A 17,419-nucleotide genomic window follows, 5' to 3' on the forward strand; every position below is an offset into this window, starting at 1 on the left:
GATGCAGTGACGGTTTCTGGTCGCCCTCGGTACCACGGGAACAGCCAGGTAGGAGTGGGTGATCGGATGTCCGAGGACAATGCCCTTCGGGGGAGAATAATGCGGCGGAATCTTGTTGCGGGAGACAAAAGGGAACGAGAATCGGTGCCGAACAATGGTATTGGTAACGTTCGATCCATGTCTGTCGCTCTACCCCCGCTGCCCGGCGATGCGCCGATAATCGCCCGGCTGCTCCGGCGGCTACCGGATATCGCCGAGCGCATGCTCGCCGCGGGTCTCGGCGCGACGCCACCGGCGGCCGACCTGCCCGACGGTCACTTCACCGACGAGGTGCTGCCCGCCATCTACGCCTGCGGCTGGGCCTTCCTGCGCGCGCTGGAGGAGCAACGCCCGTTCACCTCCGCCGAGGTCGCCGAGTTCGTCGGCCCGGTGGCCGAACGTCACGCCGAGGACCGGATTCCGCTGGGCGTGCTCATGGACGCGGTGCACGGCTCGGCGCAGCAGATACTGCGCGAGGTCGCGGCCCTGGCCGAGCCCGAGGATATGGATGATCTGGTGGCCTTCGGCAGTCGACTGCTCGACCTGTTGCGGCATATCAATATCGCCGTGGTCGAGGCGTATACGGAAGTCGAGCAGTCGATCTACAACGCCGAACGGGAGGCGCGGCGGGCACTGTGCTCGGCGCTGCTGCGCGGGCAACCAGCCGAGGAACTGGCCGCCCGTGCCGATATGGCGCTGGAGGATCGATATACGGTGCTGGCCACGCATATTCGGCCGGAGGGGCAGCCGGCCGCCGTCGCCGATCTGGTGACCCGCCGTCGGATACGGATCCTGCAACGCGCACTGGACGCCATGGCCGGGACCACGGCGCTGAGCACCTTCGACGGTTCTACCGGAATCGCCCTGTTGCCGGCCGGAGGGGAGGGATCCGGGCCCGAGGCCGCGCGGCTGGATCGGCTGGCCACCGAACTCGCCGCGCAGTTCGGCGTCGATGTATTCGTCGCGGAGCGCCGCGCCATCGCGCGCGAGCGACTGCCGGATGCCGTCCAGGAGGCGACCGATCTGGCCGAACTCGCGCGGTTGCTCGGGCGACCGACCGGGCGCTACGGGCTCGACGAGTTGCTGCTCGAGTATCAGTTGACCCGGCCCGGTCCGGCGCGGGATCGACTGTCCGAGCGCATCTTTCCACTGCTGCGGCATCCACATCTGTTCGAGGCGCTCGACGCCCATCTGCGCCACGGCTCCGATCGCAAGGCGGCGGCGGCCGAGGTGCACGTGCACCCCAACACCTTCAGCTACCGGCTGCGTCGCATCGCCGAACTCACCGGCATAGACCCGAGCGAGCCGACCGGGTCCCGGTTGCTCGCCGCGGCGCTCACGGTGTATCGGTTCTATCCCACGGCCGAATCGGCGCAGCCGGTCGAGCCGGAATGACCGGCTCGGGCCGCTAGCGTTGCGCCTTCTCCTGCAACTCGATCGCCACCAGCAGTTCGATCAGATCGCTGATATGCCGCACATTGCGGCCGGTGAGTTCCTGGATGCGCCGCAGCCGGTATTTGGCCGTGTTGTGGTGGATGTACAACCCTTCGGCGGCCTCCCGCAGATTCATATCCGCGGCGGCGAAGGCGCGGATCGTGTCCGCCATCGCGCCGCCGCGGCCGCGGTCGTCGGCGAGCAGTGTGCTGATCCGCGGGTCGACGAGGTGGCGGGCGGTGTCGTCCGCGCGCCGCAGCAGGTAGTGGAACGGTGTGAGGTGCGGTAGGGCCATCACTCCGCCGTCGTCGGACAGCAGCTCCAATGCCGCGCGTGCTTCCTGATACGCGCGCGGGATCTGGGCGATATCGGTGACGACGGTACTGACTCCGATACCGAGTGTGATGCCGTCCACGCGCAACTTCTCCCGCATCGTCCGCAGTCGATGACAGAGCTCGTCGACGGTGCCCGTGCGACCGAGCGCGGGTATGGCGACGATGTCGCCGCGTTGCACCACCGACAGCGTCCGTAGACCGCTCACGCCGATCCGAGCCAGCGCCGCGGACGCGAGATGCCGCGCGTCGGTGTCGGATCCGCCGGAATCACCGTCGCCGATGATCCGATGGTTCGCCGTATCCAGCACCACCCCGGTCACCACCACCATGGCGGTGGACTGCTCCGTGCCGAGGCCGTGCGCATGCGCCATCGCCAGCTGCGGGCCGCGCTCCGGCATCGTGCCGTCCAGCAGGCTCTCCATCAGTTCCCGGCTCTCTCGGCCGGATTCGGTGGTGAGGTACTCCTGGAACTCCAGGTAGGCGTTGGCCGCCTGGGTGCTGATGAAATCGCAGTAGCGGGTCAGCGGAACGACCATGGACAGTGCCGCTTCCCTGCCCACCTCCGATTCCCCGGCATAGGACACCAGCGACCGCCACAGCGCGTGCTGACCCATACGGAACGCCTTGATGTATTCGACCAGGGTGAGGCCGGTCTGCGCCCGTCGCGCCGCCGCGCGCCGGGTGGTTCCGAGATCGGCGGCGGTGACCGTGCGCTTCTCCAGCAACGCTCCCAGCCCGGTGCGCGTGAGGCGCGCGAGCTGGTCGTGTACGTCGGCGCGGAAGCTCTCGTCCCTGGCCGCGTAGGCGGGAATCTGGGCCACGATCGCGGACACCCCGGCGTCGGCCATGTCGTCTACCCGATCGAAGAGATTGCTGACTATGCGGGTGCGCTCGACCAGCACCGTGGGCGAGGTCACCGCGTCGGTCGGGTGTGATCCAGCTGACATACCCGGATGATTCATGCCGCGTGCGGGCGTGTCAACCGAGCCTGCCGACCCCTAGGTGCTGTTCGCGGCGGACAAACTCGGCGACCGAGATTCGGCCACCACGTCCGATGTGTGGCCTGACCAGCGAATTTACGCTGACCACACCCTGCAAGCCAGTCTCCGACTGAGCGACCGCACGGTATTGCATCCGCGTCGCAGACGCGTGGACCGGAGGACGAATGCTCGAAATAAATAGTCTGACCGTCCGCTTCGGCGGCATCACCGCCCTGCACGAGATCGAATTTCACGTCGCCCCCCGGGAGATGGTCGGGCTGATCGGACCGAACGGCGCGGGCAAGACCACGTTGTTCAACTGCCTGACCCGACGCAATCAGCCGGATACGGGTGTCATCCGGTACGAAGGAAGCGACCTGCTCGCGCTGCGTCCGCATGCTCTGGCCGCGCTCGGCATTGCCCGGACCTTCCAGAATCTCGGGCTGTTCCCGCATATGTCCGTGCGAGACAACGTCCTGGTCGGTGCCCATCATCGGGCGGGGGCCGGGTTCGGCTCCGCCGGACTCTGGTTGCCGAATGTCCGTCGCGAAGAGGCGCGACTGCGCCGCGCCGCCGACATGTTGCTGGATCGGCTGGACCTGGCCGACGTAGCGGACCATCCGGCCGCGGGACTGCCGTTCGGCACCCTCAAGCGGGTCGAACTGGCGCGTGCGCTGGCCGTCGACCCGCGACTGTTGCTGCTGGACGAGCCGGTCAACGGACTCAGCCACGGCGAGGTCGACGAGTTCGCCGCATTGCTGCGCGATCTCCGGGAGGAGCTGGATCTCACCGTCGTCGTGGTCGAGCACCATATGGGGTTCGTCATGGGCACCTGTGATCGCGTGGTGTGCCTGGATTTCGGTCGCGTGATCGCCGAGGGCGCGCCCGAATACGTGCAGCGGCATCCGGCCGTCATCGAGGCGTATCTGGGGGCGACGGCATGAGCACCGGTACCGGCGAACCCTTTCTGACCGTGACCGATCTGCACGCGGGCTACGGCGGCGCGCGGGTACTGCACGGGCTGAACTTCGCGGTGGCACGCGGCGAGGTCTGCGCCATCCTCGGACCCAACGGCGCGGGCAAGACCACACTGCTGCGCGCCCTGTGCGGAATGGTGGCGGCTCGCGGCGTGGTGCGGCTGGACGGCGCCGACATCGTCGGGCGCGCACCGGAATCGGTGGCCCGGCTCGGCGTGGCCCATGTGCCGGAGGGTCGCGGCACCTTCATGCCCTTGACCGTCGAGGACAACCTGCGGGTCGGTGCGTACTCGGTGCGCGACCGCGTGCGTGTCCAGGCCGATCTGGCGCGGGTCTTCGACTTCTTCCCGGTGTTGAAGGAGAAGGTGCACCAGCAGGCGGGCGGGCTGTCCGGCGGCCAGCAACAGATGCTCGCCATCGGCCGCGCGCTGATGATGCGGCCCCGCCTGCTGCTGCTGGACGAACCATCGCTCGGGCTCTCGCCCCTGGTCACCCAGGAGCTGTTCCAGATCGTGCACACCATCAACCAGGAGGAGCACACCACCGTGATCGTCGTCGAGCAGAACGCGCACCTCGCGCTCGCGATAGCCCAGCACGCCCACGTGCTCGAAACCGGGCGGATCGTGTTGTCCGGCACCGCGGCACAGATCAAGGCCGACGAGCAGGTCGCCAAGTCCTATCTCGGATACCGGGTGTGACATGGCCGAACTACTACAGCAACTCATCGGGGGACTGAGCGCGGGCGCCCTCTACGCCGGCCTTGCCCTCGCGCTGGTGCTCATCTATCGGTTCACCGGGATCGTCAACTTCGCGCAGGGCGAGCTCGCCATGTTCTCGGCGTTCCTGGCCTGGCAGTTCATCGAGGGCGGGATGTCGTTCTGGCTCGCGCTGATCGCGACACTCGCGGTGTCCTTCGCGGGCGGCATGCTGATCGAACGGGTGGTCATCCGACCGGTCGAAGGAGCTCCCGAACTGACCCTGGTGATCGTCACGGTGGGGTTGTCGTTCTTCATCAATGCCGCGGCGGGCTGGATCTGGTCGTTCCAGGTGAAGTCCTTTCCCGATCCCTTTCCCGCCGGCGCGGTACGGGTGGGCGGGGTGAGCGCCGGATACAACAGCCTGGGCGTGCTCGCGGTCGTCGGGGTGATCATGGGTGTGCTCTATCTCCTGTTCCGGTACACCAAGATCGGGCTCGCGATGCGGGCGGTCGCGGCCGATCCGCGGTCGGCCCGGCTGGTCGGCATCCGGGTGGGTGTGGTGCTCGCGCTCGGCTGGGGGCTGGCGGCGCTCGTCGGAGCGGTGTCGGGGGTGCTGTCGGCGCCATTGCTGTTCTTGGAACCCAACATGATGGGCGGCGTCCTCATCTACGCCTTCGCCGCGGCGACGCTGGGCGGATTCGACAGTCCCGGTGGCGCGGTCGCGGGTGGACTCATCGTCGGGCTGGCCGAGACACTCGCCGGCGCCTACATCGGCTTCATCGGGACCGAACTCAAGATCGGGGTGCCGCTGGTGGTCATCCTGACGGTCCTTCTGGTGCGGCCGCAGGGGCTGTTCGGTCGAGCGGTGGTGGAACGGGTATGAGCGATATGACGATTCCGAACGCCACTACCCAGCTACCTCCGGACCGCAACGAAGCCGCATCGGTCTCCGGCGGGCACACACCGGAGCCCCCATCGACATCGCCGTTCTCCCGGATCACGGGTGTCCGATGGCAGTGGCTCGTCATGACGGCGCTGTTCGCCATGGCCTGTTACGCGCCGTTCCAGCTGGTGCCGTTCCGCACCTTCCAGCTGACCATGGCCCTGGTCTACGCGATCGCTCTGCTCGGGCTCAACCTGTTGGTCGGCCACGCGGGTCAGATCTCGCTGGGCCACGGCGCCTTCTTCGCGGTCGGCGCCTACGGGTCCGCCGTCATGATCGACCGTTGGGACACACCGTATTCGGCTACGCTGCCGGTGGCCGCCGGGCTCACCTTCGCGCTCGGGCTCGCGCTGGGTGTTCCCGCGCTGCGGTTGCGGGGTCTCTACCTCGCGCTGGTCACCCTATCGATCGCGATCTTCCTGGTTCCGCTGCTGAAGCGGTTCGAATCGGTCACCGGCGGGTCGATGGGTCTGTCGCTGGACAAGCCGATTCCGCCGGAGTGGAGCGGGTTGGCGGAGGACCAGTGGTTGTACTTCCTGGCACTCGCCACGGCGGTCGTGAGCTTCTTCGTGGCTTCCGGGTTGTTGCGCTCCCGCGTCGGCCGTGCGCTGCACGCGATTCGCGATAACGAGGCGGCCGCCGAGGTAATGGGTGTGCGACTGGCGTTCTACAAGACCCTCGCCTTCGCCTGGAGCGCGATGTTCGCCGGGGTGGCCGGTTGTGTCTACACGTGGGTGATCGCGTTCGTCTCGCCCGACTCGTTCTTTGTCGGGCTGTCCATCACCCTGCTGGCCGGAATTGTCGTCGGCGGCCTCGGATCGCTGTGGGGTCCGCTGCTCGGCGGGCTGTTCGTGATGTACGTGCCGAGCTTCGCCCAGGACGTGAATCAGGCTGCGCCGGGGGTCATCTTCGGACTGCTCATCATCGCGGTCATGTACGTAGCGCCAACCGGACTGGCCGGACTCGCCGGCCGCGGGGCGCACCGGATCCGACAACTGGTCGGGAAAGGAAAAACCGATGCGCACTAAGGCAATTCGCGCCACCGGGATCGCGGCGGCGGTGTTACTCGCACTGACCGCGTGCGGTGGACGCGGCGCCGAGGACGGCTCCGCGGCCCAAGGCGAATGCAAGGGCCAGCAGACGACCGGCGTCACCGATACGAGCATCAAACTCGGCGGCATCTACCCACTGTCCGGACCCGCGTCCGCGTATGGCGAACTCCCCAAGGGTGTTCGGGCCTACTTCGATTACATCAACGCCGAGCAAGGCGGAATCGACGGTCGTCAGGTCGAATACCTGGTGCGCGACGACGGCTATCAGCCGCCCAAGACCGTCGAGGAGGCACGCAGACTGGTCGAACAGGACCGGGTATTCGCGATATTCCAGACACTGGGTACCGCCACCTCCTCCGCGGTGTGGGACTACCTCAACCAGCGCGAAGTGCCGCAGGTATTCGTCGCGGGCGGCGCGACGAAGTGGGGTGACGGCACCGAGCATCCGTGGACCATCGGCTGGCAGCCCAGCTATCGGTCCGAGGGCCGCGCCTTCGCGCAGTTCCTGCAACGGGAGCGGCCGAACGCGACGGTGGCCGTGCTCTATCAGAACGACGACTTCGGCAAGGATCTGCGAGCGAGTTTCACCGAGGGCATCGCGGGCAGCGGCGTCCGGGTGGTCGCCGAGCAGAGCTACGAGGTCACCGATCCCACGGTGGAACCGCAGCTGCGTAATCTCGCCGCTTCGAAAGCCGATGTGCTGCTGAACTTCACCACACCGAAGTTCGCTACGCAGGCACTGGCCGCCGACGCCCGCAATACCGACTGGAATCCGCTGGCGGTCGTCTCGACGGTATCCAACGCGCTCAGCACCCTCAAACCCGTTGGTTTCGAGAACGTGCAGGGTGTGGTCTCCGCCGCGTTCACGAAGGATCCCTCGGACCCGCAGCAAGCCCAGGACCCGGCCGTGCGGCTGTACAAGGAAAAGCTGGCGAAATACGCGCCGGGAGCCGACCCGACGAACCAGTTCACCGCCGTCGGCTGGGCGGCCGCCGACAGTTTCCGTAAGACCATGGCGGCCGCGACCTGCCCGACCCGCGAGGGCCTGCGCGACGCCATGCACAAGCTGTCGAATGTCGGGGTCGACATGCTGCTCCCCGGCGTCACGCTGAATACCGGTCCGGGCGACGCCTTTCCGATGGAGGCCTTGCAGATCCAGCGGTTCGAGGGGGACCACTGGGTTCGCACCGGCGACATCATCGACACCAGCAAGTAGCGCCCGAATCCCGTGGACCGAGGCGCAATCCGGCGCCCTCGGCAGTTCGGAAACAGATAGATAGATGAGGATCAACAATGAAGTTGTGCCACTCGGTGCTGACCGCTGTGCTCGCAGCCGCGGCCGTCGGCATATCGACGGGAACAACCGCTGCCGCACCGGCTTCGGAGCCCGCCCAGCAGGAAGTTCATTACGAGGTTGCCCGCCAAGGTGATTCGGCGGTGATCCGGACCACCGACGGCAGACTGCAAGCCGTGGCCGATCAGCTCGTGCTCACCGACGGGCAGGGCGTACCGGTCGCCGCGGTGCCGCTGACCTACCGGATGAACAACACCGCCTATCCGATCGCGGCACGGATCGAGGGTGATACGGCGACGCTCACCCCGTCCCAGCGGGACGGGGTTCCCGTCGCCGACGTGGCGGCGAGCGAGATCGTGAGCGCGTCGCAGGTCGCCGAATCCTTCACTCCCCGTGATCAATCCGCGCTCGGCGTACTCGCTCAGCGGCTCACCATCGGTGGTGCGGTCTCCGCGATCATCGGTGCGGTGCTCGGTGGTGGGGTCGGCTGCCTGGTCGGGGCGGCGGCCGGCGCGACCCTCGCGAGCCCGGTCATCGCACTGCTGCTGCCCTGGGTCGGTGCGGCCATCGCCGGATGCGTGATGGGCGCCGCCACACTGGGCGCGGTCGGCTCGATGGTCGGCCTGATCACCGTTGGTGGGCCCATCGCGTTGTTCTCGGCCTTCCAGTACTTCTCCACCATCGTGACGCCCTGCCCGCAGGAACTGGCGTTCTGTCGGGATCCGTCGGTGCCCGCCCCGGCGAAGTAGGCGCGACGCCGATCGGTAGCCCCGGGTCGCCCGCACACCCAGCGCGGGAGATCCGGGGCTCGGTCGTCGGCGCTGCGGTCCGGTGAACCAACGGCCTGCGGAAACCGTATGAAGGAAGAACACTGATCCTGGGACCGCCGCGGCGGTCGAATCCGAGGAGAGTGCCCCGCATGTCGACGATCAACGGACTGCCTGCCCACGTTCTGCTTGTCCACGCCATTGTCGTGCTGGTACCGCTGACCGCGGCTCTGCTCGTCCTGTCCGCTCTCTGGCCCGCGGTGCGTCGGCGGTTGATCTGGTTGGTCACCGCGCTCGCGGCGGTCACCGTCGCGCTGACGCCGGTGACCGCCGATGCGGGGCAGACCTTCGCGGAGCGCTTCGGGCCGTCGGAGGCATTGCGGACGCACACCGAACTCGGTGACACCATGACGTATTTCGTGGTGCCGCTGCTGCTGGTCACCGCCCTGCTCATCGTCGTGCATCTGCGCGAACAACGCGGCCGGTCGGTCAACCGCCTCTTCGCCGTCGGCTTGGCGGTTCTCACGATCGCGGCGAGCGTCGCGGCCACGGTGCAGGTCTACCGGGTCGGTGATTCCGGCGCGCGCGCCGTCTGGGGTACGCAGACCGCGGGCTGAGCCCCTGGGCACTATCGCGTGCTTGACGGCGGCTGTGATCCGCGTCGCGGCTGCTTCTGTGGCGGTGGCGGCGCACGCGATCGCTGTCGCGTCGGTGGCCGTGCACATGATCGCTGTCGCGCGGTCGCTGGCCGGGTGCGGGTGCCGAGCATGTCGGTGATTTTGGTGCGCGCCGCCGTCTGGGTACACAGATTGCGGGCTGAGTTCCTGGCTCTATGGCGTGCCCGGCAGTCGCCGTCGTCTGCGTCGCGGCTGCTTCTGTGTCGGTGGCGTGCACATGATTGTTGCCGCGTCGCTGCTGACTGTGCGCGGGTGCGGAGCATGTCGGTGATTTTGGTGCGCGCGCCGTCTGGGTACGCAGACTGCGGGCTGAGTTCCTGGCTCTGTGGCGTGCCCGGTAGTCGCCGTCATCGGTGTCGCGGCTGCATCTGTATCGGTGGCTGTGCACGTGATCGCTGTCGCGCCGCTGCCGACTGTGCGCGGGTGCCGATCATGGCGCGATCGTGGTCGGGGTCGACGGTGTCGTGCACTCGTGGGGGCGGGTTGGGTCGGTGGGGTGACCAGGTGACCCGCCCGGCGGCGGCTACATCTGTGTCCGCGCGTACTCGTGCAGCGCGTCGCGGACGAAGACTGCTCCCTCGACGCCGTGGTAAGTGCTGGCGAAGCGGGGATCGTCGACGTACATGTCGCCCAAGCACTTCACCATCTCGATGGATCGGTCCCGGTCGCCCTCGGCCGTGGGGGTGCCGGGAATCTCACTCAGCCACTGGACATGCCGGGCGGCCAGTGACTGCGCGCGTTCCGACATCGGAGCAACCCCGGCCCGCCACGCCGCGATCCATGCGGCGACGAGGTCGTCACTGGCCTGCTTCCAGGCCAGTTGCTGTTCCAGACTTTTCGCGTGCCACCAGTCATTGCTGGCCCGGAACGCGTCCTCACCCCAGCGGGAGACCACCTCGTCCGCATAGCGATCGTTGAACCCCTCCAGCATGACGTCCATACACGGCTCTGTCCCGGCCAGCATGGAGTCGAGGGTGTGGCGCACCGCCCGGAGTTGCTGTGCGATTCGGTCCCGTTCACCTTCCAGCGCGGCTATATGCCCACGGAGTGCGTCACGCTCGTCCACCTCCTCGGCCAAGACCTCGGCGATGGTCGGCAGGCTCAGCCCCAGCCGGCGCAGCAACAGGATCCGTTGCAGGCGGGCGACCGCGCCGGGGCCGTAGTAGCGGTATCCATTCGAGCCGATACGGGAGGGGGCCAGCAGCCCGATGCGGTCGTAGTGACGCAGCGCCCGGGTCGTCAAACCCGCCCTGGTCGCGAGCTCATGGATCATCCACTCCATTGTGTCTCCTGGTGTCGAAGCCCTCCGATCGAATCGCATCCGGTCTCCGATGCCTGGATCAGCCCTCGGCCTGGAGGGCGGTGGCGATGATCTCCGAGCTCTCGGCGTGCAGGGCCTGTGCCGCCGTCTGCCCGGTCGCGGTCAGGTAGGCGTCGACCAGCCTATTGCCCACAGCGTATCCGGCGCCGGTCGGCAATCCCACCGGGGTAACGCCGAATTGCTCGGCGCTGGCGTCGCCGTGTACCCAGGCTGTGAAGTTCTGCATGCCGGTCACGCCGAGTCCGGACACGACCTTGGCGAAGACCGCCTCGTCACGCAGATGTGGCACGCCGATGCGGGTGTAGCCGAGTTCGTCGCCGTAGAGCTGGCGGGCGAAGGCGTCGGCCAAGCCTTCCGAGACGACATGCTCGCCGACCGTGACGGTCATCGGATTCCACACGACCCCACCCGGGCTGTAGCGCAGATTGTGGTTGAGTTCGTGCACGGCGGTGGCCTCGAGGTCGGCCACATTCTCGGGGAAGGGCCACAGCGTGATCATGATATGGCCCGAGATACCGCCGTTCCCCGTGATGCCGAGGCAGGTGTCCATGAAGTGGGCATCGCCCGGGTCGCCGAGTACGAACAGCACGGTGATATCCGGGACCTCGATCCCCGGCGTCGCCGTCATCTGTAGGGCAAGAGCATCGTCGAGAGCGCGCTGCATCCGTTCCCAGGCACCGGCCGCGGCCAGCGTTTCGAGCGCGTCGAGGCAACGCCGCTCGTCGCGGTCGAGGGGAAACCCGGATGCCCAGCCATGCATTGCCACCAGATCGACGTCACCGGGAAAGTAACGGTACATATCCCTGACCGGCTCGAGCATCGAGGTAAGCATGCCGACGCGATCCGTGGCCGGAGCCAGCAGGATTTGCTTCATAGCCGAGTAGGTGTCGAGAACAGTGATCGTCATGGCATCCGACGCTAAACATTGACGTATGGGCAAGGTCAATCGAACAAGCGCTACTGCCGAACCGGCGGATCAACGTGGGTGGGTGCGGCGCTCACTGCTCGGCGGGTTTCACGAGCCCGGCTCGCGGTGTTGGAAGGCGTGTCCGGACGGATTGGTTCGCCGTGCTCGGTGTTCGGGGATGCGTTGACGAATGTGGTTCCGGCGTCGGCTTTTCGGGGTGCATTCGAGTGATTGAGAGCGGTGATTCCTGGGGTGTGCCGTTGGTCGTGTTTGGTGGTGGGGTGCGTAGAGAGCCGAGATTCCAGGGGTGAGCGGTTGGCGTGCCTTTGGGGGCGGTGTTTTGGGAGCGGTGACTGCCTGGGTGGGCTGTTGGTGGTGCCGTTCGGTGGCTGGGTGTGTGGGAGCGGTGATTCCCCGGGCGGACAGTTGGCGGTGTCTTTGGGTGGCCGGGTGGGTTGGGGGACGACTTTCCCCAGGAATTAGGTGTCGCAGTGGCGGCGAGCCTACCCAGGTTTGCACTGGAGCAGTGCTGGGCGCGTTGGTGCCCTACCGGGCTTACCTCCCGCTGTCGGGTGGGCGGCGTTCGGCTTGGTTGGCCGGTCGACCGGCTGTGGTCCGGTCTCGAGAATTCGATGGTGAGGATTTGAACAGTGAGGTGTCGTCGGGCGGTCGGAGAGTGGTGGCGTTGCGGGTTGTGCGGCAACAACTTCCCTGTGGGCATTGCCGGTTCGTCGTCAACCGTCGCGAAGTAGTGATGTTGTGCCGTAGCCATTTCTCTATCGTCGATGACCGCCTTCTCGTCCGGTGGGTTCGGATGGTGACCACAGCCGGTCAGCCAGGCTGGAAGCTTGCACCGTGCATCATGACGGCAGGGGACAGTCAGGTAAGGCAGGCGGTGTGCTCAGCACTGCTCTATCGGCCCGAAGGACCGCGAAACCCCCGCACCCCACCGGGGGCCGCGCCCAAACGCAATTCGCGGATCAGTGGCTGGTATCGATTCACCAGTCGCACAACGCTTTCGGCGACGCGCGATCGCACATGTACCGCAGCGATCGCCGATGTGTGGGTCACGGCGGGTTATTCGCGATCGCGGACAGTGGCGCGAGGTTGCCGATAATGGGCGAGATTGCGAAGGCCGGTTCAGATCGCGGCGATGCGCGTCGCTTGCTCACCCACATCGAATGCACCCCCCACACTCGCGCGGCCAGGTTTCGTCCTGAACCTGTGGCGGCCTGCGTAACTCGCATCAGTACACTGCGCACCGCAGCGGGCTCGACGACAGCGCCCCCACTTGCGGCCGGACTCGTCGAACCTGGTGTCGGCCTGTGCGCCACCCGCATCAGTGCCCCGCGCATGGCCACGGTATGTGCTGCGGTCGCATCGCTCACTTGCGACCAGGGTCGTCCTGAACCTGTCACGGTCCGCGTTACTCGCATCAGAACACTGTGTACCGGCTCCAGCTTCGATAGCACCAACCACGCTCGTAGCCAGCTGGTCGTAAACCTGTGGCGGCCTGCGCTACTCGCGCCAGCGTCCTGCGCACGGAGCAGCCTCGACCACGCACTTTACAGCCAGGCTCGTCGAACCGATGTCGGCCTGCACGCCGCTCGCAACGATGCCCCGCGCACCAGTCTCGGTTCGGGCTTCGAACTCAACGCTCGATCGCGATCGGGTTTGCCTCGACATATGGCGTCCGCGTTACTCGCATCAGCGCCCTGCGTACCAGCTCCGGATTCGGCGCCGGCTTCGATCGCACCGCTCGCACTCGCGGCCGGGCGGTCCCATATCTGTCGTGGCCCGTGCTACTCGCATCGGCGTCCGGCACACAGGCACCGGTATCGAATGCACCGTTCACGACGGTCGACACGGCAGTGCCGACTCGGCCCCGCGCGGGACGCGGGCACAGCAGGAGGGATCCGGAAAATGGCTGCGGTCGTGCGTATTTCACACATTTGTCCAGTGTGAAGACGTGCAGATCAGACCGGGATTCTGCTGGCGTGTCGCGATGTCGGACGGGCATGTTTAGTACATGCGTTCGAGCGATGGGGCAGGGCCGCAACGGGTTACCGACCCGCTGCTGAGCTCTGTTGCCGCGCTTCGCGACCTTTCACTCACGGGGCTGAGCGATGACGAAATCGTTCATGCCATGCGGGGAGTCGAGCAAGCTGCCAGGATGTTGGCGGCGGTCGGGCATCGGTTGATTGTGGAAGCATCCGATAGGTCGTTGCCATCGCACACCGGTACCGGCACGGTGAAGCGATTTCTGATGCAAACCCTGCGCCTGTCCAACGCGGACGCCGGAGCTCGCGTCGCGGCCGCGACCTCGTTGGGGACATGGCACGACATGGGTGGCGATGCTGTCGAGCCACGCCTGCCTGCCACCGCCGCGGCGCAGGCCGACGGGGATATCTCACCCGACCATGCCCGTGGGATCGCCGCTGTCATGAAGCGCGTCCCGGGATCCACTCGGGACGCGGATTTTCACGCGGCCGAACAGATTCTGGCCGATTTCGCTCGCACCGGATCTCCGGACGATATCGGCAAGGTCGGTGACGCGATCCTGGCGCGTCTGGATCCGGACGGGCAGCTCACCGATGACCGCGACCGGCAACGTATGCGCGGCATCGCGATCGGGCGGCAGCGTGCGGACGGGATGTCGCCGGTCAGCGGCGAGCTGACCCCGACCCTGCGCGCGTTACTGGATCCGGTGGTGGCGAAGCTGGGGCGCCCCGGCATGAACAACCCGGACGACCCGGACTCCCCTTGCGGCAATGACGAATCCGTCGACCGGGATGTGCTGGCCGCCGCTGCGCGACGAGATGTACGCACCGCCGCCCAGCGCACGCATGATGCGGTACTGGCATTGCTGACGCCGGATGTGTCACCGGATGCGCTCGGCGGCCATCGCGGGTTGCCCGTCTCGACGATCCTGACCATGAGTGTCGCCGACGTCGAAAGAGCAGCGGGTGTCGCGACCACAGCCACCGGCGGTACCGTCCCGTTGCCGGAGGCATTGAAACTCGCGGAACGGTCCACGCCGTTCCTGATGGTGTTCAACCACGACGGCCTCCCCTTGCATCTGGGGAGGACGAAGCGTCTCGCCACCTCCGATCAGCGGATGGCATTGATAGCCGCCGTGCGCGGCTGTTCCCGCCCCGGATGCGATGCGCCCGCCGCTCTCTGCGCCGTCCACCATGTCACCGAATGGGGCAAAGGTGGGCCCACCGATATCGGCAACGAAACCCTGGCCTGCGACCGCTGCCACGCAATGATCCATGACGGCCCGGGCGGCTGGAAAACCGTTGTCCTGGGCCCGGACTCGAAGCATCCGGGCCGCACCGCATGGATCGCCCCACCCCACATCGATCCGTCCCGAACCCCGACGATCAACCACCGCCACCACCCCGGCGAGTTGCTCGCCGAGGCACTGGCGCGCATCCATGCTCACAAAGATCTCGAGCGCGCCCAACACCACGAATGGCTGCAACAACTCCGACAGTCATCCGATGACGCGGCATGAACCCGCAGTCAGCGCCGCCACTTTGGCGAGACGATCGCTGCCCCGCAACGCCGAAGGCGAGCTAGAGATCGCCTACTACCGGTGCGGCGGTCCGATCGGCACCAGCGACGCTGAGCTGATCCGCGTCGCCCGTGCCGCTGGTCGGTCGAGGACTGTTTCCGGATCGCGAAAACCGAAGTTGGGTTCGACCGGACTGCAATGGCACTCCGGTGGCTGACTGGGCTACCGTTTCTGCGCACGGAATCGCTTGAGAAGCACGGTGATCGTCTCGTGGTCCCGGCCGCGGTTCAGCGCGTCCACCAGCTCGTCCGGGCACAGCTCATAAAGATCGCCCCACCAGCGCCGGACCTTGTTGTCCCAAATCCGGTAGCCGCCGGGCACTCCGCGTGCCACGTATCGTCTTCGGCTCATGCGCTAATACTGCAACGGCCTTCAAACAAGAGGGTGGCCGCGGCGCTGGTAGTGAGATAACAGGATTGGTGCTGGTGTCGCCGATTCAACCAGTCCCGGGTCGGCCGCATGCCGTGGGGTGAGCACGACCGCGATGTGGCCCAGGGCTGGTCACCAGCCTGTTGGCAGGACTTTCGGCTTACGGGTCCGCCACCACGGGAGGTCGATGCCGCTGGCGACACGTTTTGAATAGCGGGCCAGTTCGGTGCCGACATCATCTTCAGTCACTTCGCGGAACCGGCGGTCCAGGTCGGTAACCACACGCTCGACCTTTCGTTGGAGGCTCGTAGGCATCTCGGCGAGGTTCTCCTCGATCCCGCTTCGCACATCGAGCATGTTCAGGTACTCGTAGACCATGTAGTAGTCGCAGGCGGACCAGAAGTCTTCCATATTGCGAACGAGGACATCCCACATCCGCAAGCTGGCGAACGCGCCATACATCGGGGTAGACACCTGAGCCGCGACCACTCGGCTAAGACGAGCGCGTTCAACCTCGAGGCGCCGCGCGTCGAGGGCAGCCACCGCATTGCGCTCGTCGGGTGTCAGGCTGGCGAGCAGGTCATCGAGATCGGTCACTGCGCAATTGTTCTGCCCGAGTGTATACGGCGCCAACCTGCCAAGGATCGTCACGTCCGCCAGGCGGTCCCGATGATCAGCGCCAGTCAACACCCGCTCATCAGCGTAAGGTGTTTTGTGTCAAGCAGTTTGGTCGGTGCCTCGCCCGTTGTCGTCCCGGTATGGCTGCGGGTTCAGGCGGGTTATCGGTAGACGACTACGCGTCGGGCATATCTCCGAGTTGGTCGATCGATACGTCACACACGCGGTTGCCGAAGGGGTCTGACACTCCTGCCTGCAACTCGACGGTGACGATCTGTCGGCCATGCCGGTCGTGTTCGATGTGTAGAACGTCGCAGCCTAGTCGCCATGGAACCGGGTGCGCCGTATCGGTCGTCAGGCGGAAAAACGTCATATCGCGAACGATCTCTCTCACCTCGGAGCACAAAACGTGCGCCGCGAGCGCGTGCGCTCCACCGCGCTCGAACACACCCTGCTGCCGAAGGGCGGACGGTCTCGGCGATCCGTCGCCCCTTTCCGCAATGGTGAACTCGCGTATGTCACTTGCGTGGTCGATGATGTGCCCCGTGGACCTGGATCAGATCAACACCCGCACCGCCGAACTCGCGGCAAGGCTGGGGGTGCAGCCTCCGCTCATCGAGTCGGGCCGAGTGCCCCAGCGGTGCGCGGCCGGTGTATTCGCGCGCTTGAAGAAGCGGCAACCGGCCCTCGTGGTCGGGCCTGCCTTCGACAAACTCACTGCCACCGAGCAGGACGGCACGCTCGCGGAGAACATCGTCGCCCTGGACCTGTTCAGGGCTGGGCGGTTCAAATTCCGGGTCGCCGTCTGGTTCACAGCTGTCTTGCCGCTGGTATACCTGCTCTTCGTCGCGGACGGGTACGTCCTACAGCCGTGGCAGGGCGCCCTCGTAGGCATGGTGGTGTACGTGATCTGCCATTACGTGGGGTTGGTGATCTGGTATCGACGCATCACCTACCAAGCCGATCGCAGGCTGGCAGCGGTGTTCGGGCGGCCATTCATGGATCTCATGTTCGAGCTCGACGCCCGGCTGTGGAACCAACGCCCCGACTTCGTCCGGACGTTGCTGAAACTGCTCATGCCCAGCGAAGCGCGCCGCGCCCAACGTCTCGACGCGATCGCTGCCACAACTGTCCGGTCGACGACGTCCTCTCGGTAGGTCACCACCTGCGCCCCTGGCTGGATACGGGCGGCGAATCTTGCCATCGCGAGCGGCCGCACATCCCGCTGACCGCATATCAAGTGTCGTACTCGCCGCTGTCCCACGGTTCTGTGAATGCCATGTAGTTTCCGGGATGGAGTTCCACCCACCACGGATCGTCCTCCTCGTCACCGGGACGGGCGATGAGCCCGAAGGTGGTGTCGAACTCCTCGAGCTGAAAAGGCGCTATCTGGATCCGGGTGAACGTCACGTCGCCCAGTTCGCGCAG

At 66.4% G+C, this 17,419-nt stretch carries 16 protein-coding genes; 10 read left to right on the forward strand and 6 right to left on the reverse strand.

Annotation, left to right across the window (positions count from 1 at the left end):
• The first annotated feature begins 177 nt into the window (after positions 1–177).
• A complete protein-coding gene (locus AB0H61_RS29880) occupies positions 178–1,434 on the forward strand; it encodes a helix-turn-helix domain-containing protein (RefSeq protein WP_357310932.1) in 1,257 nt (418 codons plus the stop codon).
• 13 nt (positions 1,435–1,447) lie between these two features.
• On the opposite strand, the gene AB0H61_RS29885 is transcribed toward AB0H61_RS29880, so the two are convergent.
• On the reverse strand, positions 1,448–2,755 hold the full coding sequence (locus AB0H61_RS29885; protein ID WP_357310934.1) for a helix-turn-helix domain-containing protein: 1,308 nt from the start codon (positions 2,753–2,755) through the stop codon (positions 1,448–1,450).
• Positions 2,756–2,973: 218 nt separating this feature from the next.
• On the opposite strand from AB0H61_RS29885, the gene AB0H61_RS29890 reads away from it, so the two are divergent.
• The 7 genes from AB0H61_RS29890 to AB0H61_RS29920 all read left to right on the forward strand — a co-directional run bounded on the left by AB0H61_RS29890 (position 2,974) and on the right by AB0H61_RS29920 (position 9,136).
• On the forward strand, positions 2,974–3,732 hold the full coding sequence (locus AB0H61_RS29890) for an ABC transporter ATP-binding protein (RefSeq protein WP_357310936.1): 759 nt from the start codon (positions 2,974–2,976) through the stop codon (positions 3,730–3,732).
• Positions 3,729–4,463 carry an ABC transporter ATP-binding protein gene (locus AB0H61_RS29895; RefSeq protein ID WP_357310938.1) on the forward strand — a complete coding sequence of 245 codons (735 nt, stop codon included), beginning with the start codon at positions 3,729–3,731 and terminating at the stop codon, positions 4,461–4,463. The genes AB0H61_RS29890 and AB0H61_RS29895 overlap by 4 nt, the downstream gene beginning before the upstream one ends.
• A gap of 1 nt (position 4,464) precedes the next feature.
• Positions 4,465–5,346: a branched-chain amino acid ABC transporter permease gene (locus AB0H61_RS29900; protein ID WP_357310941.1), complete on the forward strand. Its 882-nt coding sequence runs from the start codon at positions 4,465–4,467 to the stop codon at positions 5,344–5,346.
• Positions 5,343–6,434 carry a branched-chain amino acid ABC transporter permease gene (locus AB0H61_RS29905; protein WP_357310943.1) on the forward strand — a complete coding sequence of 364 codons (1,092 nt, stop codon included), beginning with the start codon at positions 5,343–5,345 and terminating at the stop codon, positions 6,432–6,434. The genes AB0H61_RS29900 and AB0H61_RS29905 overlap by 4 nt, the downstream gene beginning before the upstream one ends.
• A complete protein-coding gene (locus AB0H61_RS29910) occupies positions 6,424–7,674 on the forward strand; it encodes an ABC transporter substrate-binding protein (RefSeq protein ID WP_357310945.1) in 1,251 nt (416 codons plus the stop codon). The genes AB0H61_RS29905 and AB0H61_RS29910 overlap by 11 nt, the downstream gene beginning before the upstream one ends.
• Before the next feature lie 77 nt (positions 7,675–7,751).
• A complete protein-coding gene (locus AB0H61_RS29915; RefSeq protein ID WP_357310947.1) occupies positions 7,752–8,501 on the forward strand; it encodes a hypothetical protein in 750 nt (249 codons plus the stop codon).
• A 170-nt stretch (positions 8,502–8,671) separates the two neighbouring features.
• Positions 8,672–9,136 carry a DUF2231 domain-containing protein gene (locus AB0H61_RS29920; RefSeq protein WP_357310949.1) on the forward strand — a complete coding sequence of 155 codons (465 nt, stop codon included), beginning with the start codon at positions 8,672–8,674 and terminating at the stop codon, positions 9,134–9,136.
• Positions 9,137–9,719: 583 nt separating this feature from the next.
• Here AB0H61_RS29920 and AB0H61_RS29925 read toward each other — a convergent pair.
• Positions 9,720–10,478, reverse strand: a complete 759-nt coding sequence (locus AB0H61_RS29925; RefSeq protein WP_357310951.1) for a TipAS antibiotic-recognition domain-containing protein — start codon at positions 10,476–10,478, stop codon at positions 9,720–9,722.
• A gap of 58 nt (positions 10,479–10,536) precedes the next feature.
• Entirely contained in the window at positions 10,537–11,424 is an 888-nt protein-coding gene (locus tag AB0H61_RS29930; protein WP_357310953.1) for a DUF2268 domain-containing putative Zn-dependent protease, read from the reverse strand.
• A gap of 2,029 nt (positions 11,425–13,453) precedes the next feature.
• On the opposite strand from AB0H61_RS29930, the gene AB0H61_RS29935 reads away from it, so the two are divergent.
• Positions 13,454–14,944 carry a DUF222 domain-containing protein gene (locus AB0H61_RS29935; protein WP_357310955.1) on the forward strand — a complete coding sequence of 497 codons (1,491 nt, stop codon included), beginning with the start codon at positions 13,454–13,456 and terminating at the stop codon, positions 14,942–14,944.
• 222 nt (positions 14,945–15,166) lie between these two features.
• On the opposite strand, the gene AB0H61_RS29940 is transcribed toward AB0H61_RS29935, so the two are convergent.
• Together AB0H61_RS29940 and AB0H61_RS29945 are read right to left on the reverse strand one after the other, a co-directional pair.
• A complete protein-coding gene (locus AB0H61_RS29940) occupies positions 15,167–15,355 on the reverse strand; it encodes a hypothetical protein (RefSeq protein WP_357310957.1) in 189 nt (62 codons plus the stop codon).
• Between the two features lie 150 nt (positions 15,356–15,505).
• Positions 15,506–15,970 (reverse strand): hypothetical protein, encoded by a 465-nt coding sequence (locus AB0H61_RS29945; RefSeq protein WP_357310959.1) that lies wholly within the window; start codon positions 15,968–15,970, stop codon positions 15,506–15,508.
• A 566-nt stretch (positions 15,971–16,536) separates the two neighbouring features.
• On the opposite strand from AB0H61_RS29945, the gene AB0H61_RS29950 reads away from it, so the two are divergent.
• Positions 16,537–17,148, forward strand: coding sequence for a hypothetical protein (locus AB0H61_RS29950; protein WP_357310961.1), 612 nt, complete (start codon positions 16,537–16,539; stop codon positions 17,146–17,148).
• 79 nt (positions 17,149–17,227) lie between these two features.
• Here AB0H61_RS29950 and AB0H61_RS29955 read toward each other — a convergent pair whose 3' ends face one another.
• Entirely contained in the window at positions 17,228–17,401 is a 174-nt protein-coding gene (locus tag AB0H61_RS29955) for a hypothetical protein (protein ID WP_357310963.1), read from the reverse strand.
• Positions 17,402–17,419: the final 18 nt, after the last annotated feature.

Origin of the sequence: Nocardia sp. NPDC050710, from assembly GCF_040654375.1 — a bacterium.
Classification (GTDB): Bacteria; Actinomycetota; Actinomycetes; order Mycobacteriales; family Mycobacteriaceae; genus Nocardia.

Excerpts from the sequence above, each read along its gene's own strand:
- AB0H61_RS29940 (WP_357310957.1), bottom strand. The coding sequence starts at position 15,355 with ATGAGCCGAAGACGATACGTGGCACGCGGAGTGCCCGGCGGCTACCGG.
- AB0H61_RS29910 (WP_357310945.1), top strand. The coding sequence starts at position 6,424 with ATGCGCACTAAGGCAATTCGCGCCACCGGGATCGCGGCGGCGGTGTTA.
- AB0H61_RS29895 (WP_357310938.1), top strand. The coding sequence starts at position 3,729 with ATGAGCACCGGTACCGGCGAACCCTTTCTGACCGTGACCGATCTGCAC.
- AB0H61_RS29935 (WP_357310955.1), top strand. The coding sequence starts at position 13,454 with ATGCGTTCGAGCGATGGGGCAGGGCCGCAACGGGTTACCGACCCGCTG.
- AB0H61_RS29905 (WP_357310943.1), top strand. The coding sequence starts at position 5,343 with ATGAGCGATATGACGATTCCGAACGCCACTACCCAGCTACCTCCGGAC.
- AB0H61_RS29900 (WP_357310941.1), top strand. The coding sequence starts at position 4,465 with ATGGCCGAACTACTACAGCAACTCATCGGGGGACTGAGCGCGGGCGCC.
- AB0H61_RS29925 (WP_357310951.1), bottom strand. The coding sequence starts at position 10,478 with ATGGAGTGGATGATCCATGAGCTCGCGACCAGGGCGGGTTTGACGACC.
- AB0H61_RS29930 (WP_357310953.1), bottom strand. The coding sequence starts at position 11,424 with ATGACGATCACTGTTCTCGACACCTACTCGGCTATGAAGCAAATCCTG.
- AB0H61_RS29885 (WP_357310934.1), bottom strand. The coding sequence starts at position 2,755 with ATGTCAGCTGGATCACACCCGACCGACGCGGTGACCTCGCCCACGGTG.
- AB0H61_RS29880 (WP_357310932.1), top strand. The coding sequence starts at position 178 with ATGTCTGTCGCTCTACCCCCGCTGCCCGGCGATGCGCCGATAATCGCC.
- AB0H61_RS29890 (WP_357310936.1), top strand. The coding sequence starts at position 2,974 with ATGCTCGAAATAAATAGTCTGACCGTCCGCTTCGGCGGCATCACCGCC.
- AB0H61_RS29920 (WP_357310949.1), top strand. The coding sequence starts at position 8,672 with ATGTCGACGATCAACGGACTGCCTGCCCACGTTCTGCTTGTCCACGCC.
- AB0H61_RS29915 (WP_357310947.1), top strand. The coding sequence starts at position 7,752 with ATGAAGTTGTGCCACTCGGTGCTGACCGCTGTGCTCGCAGCCGCGGCC.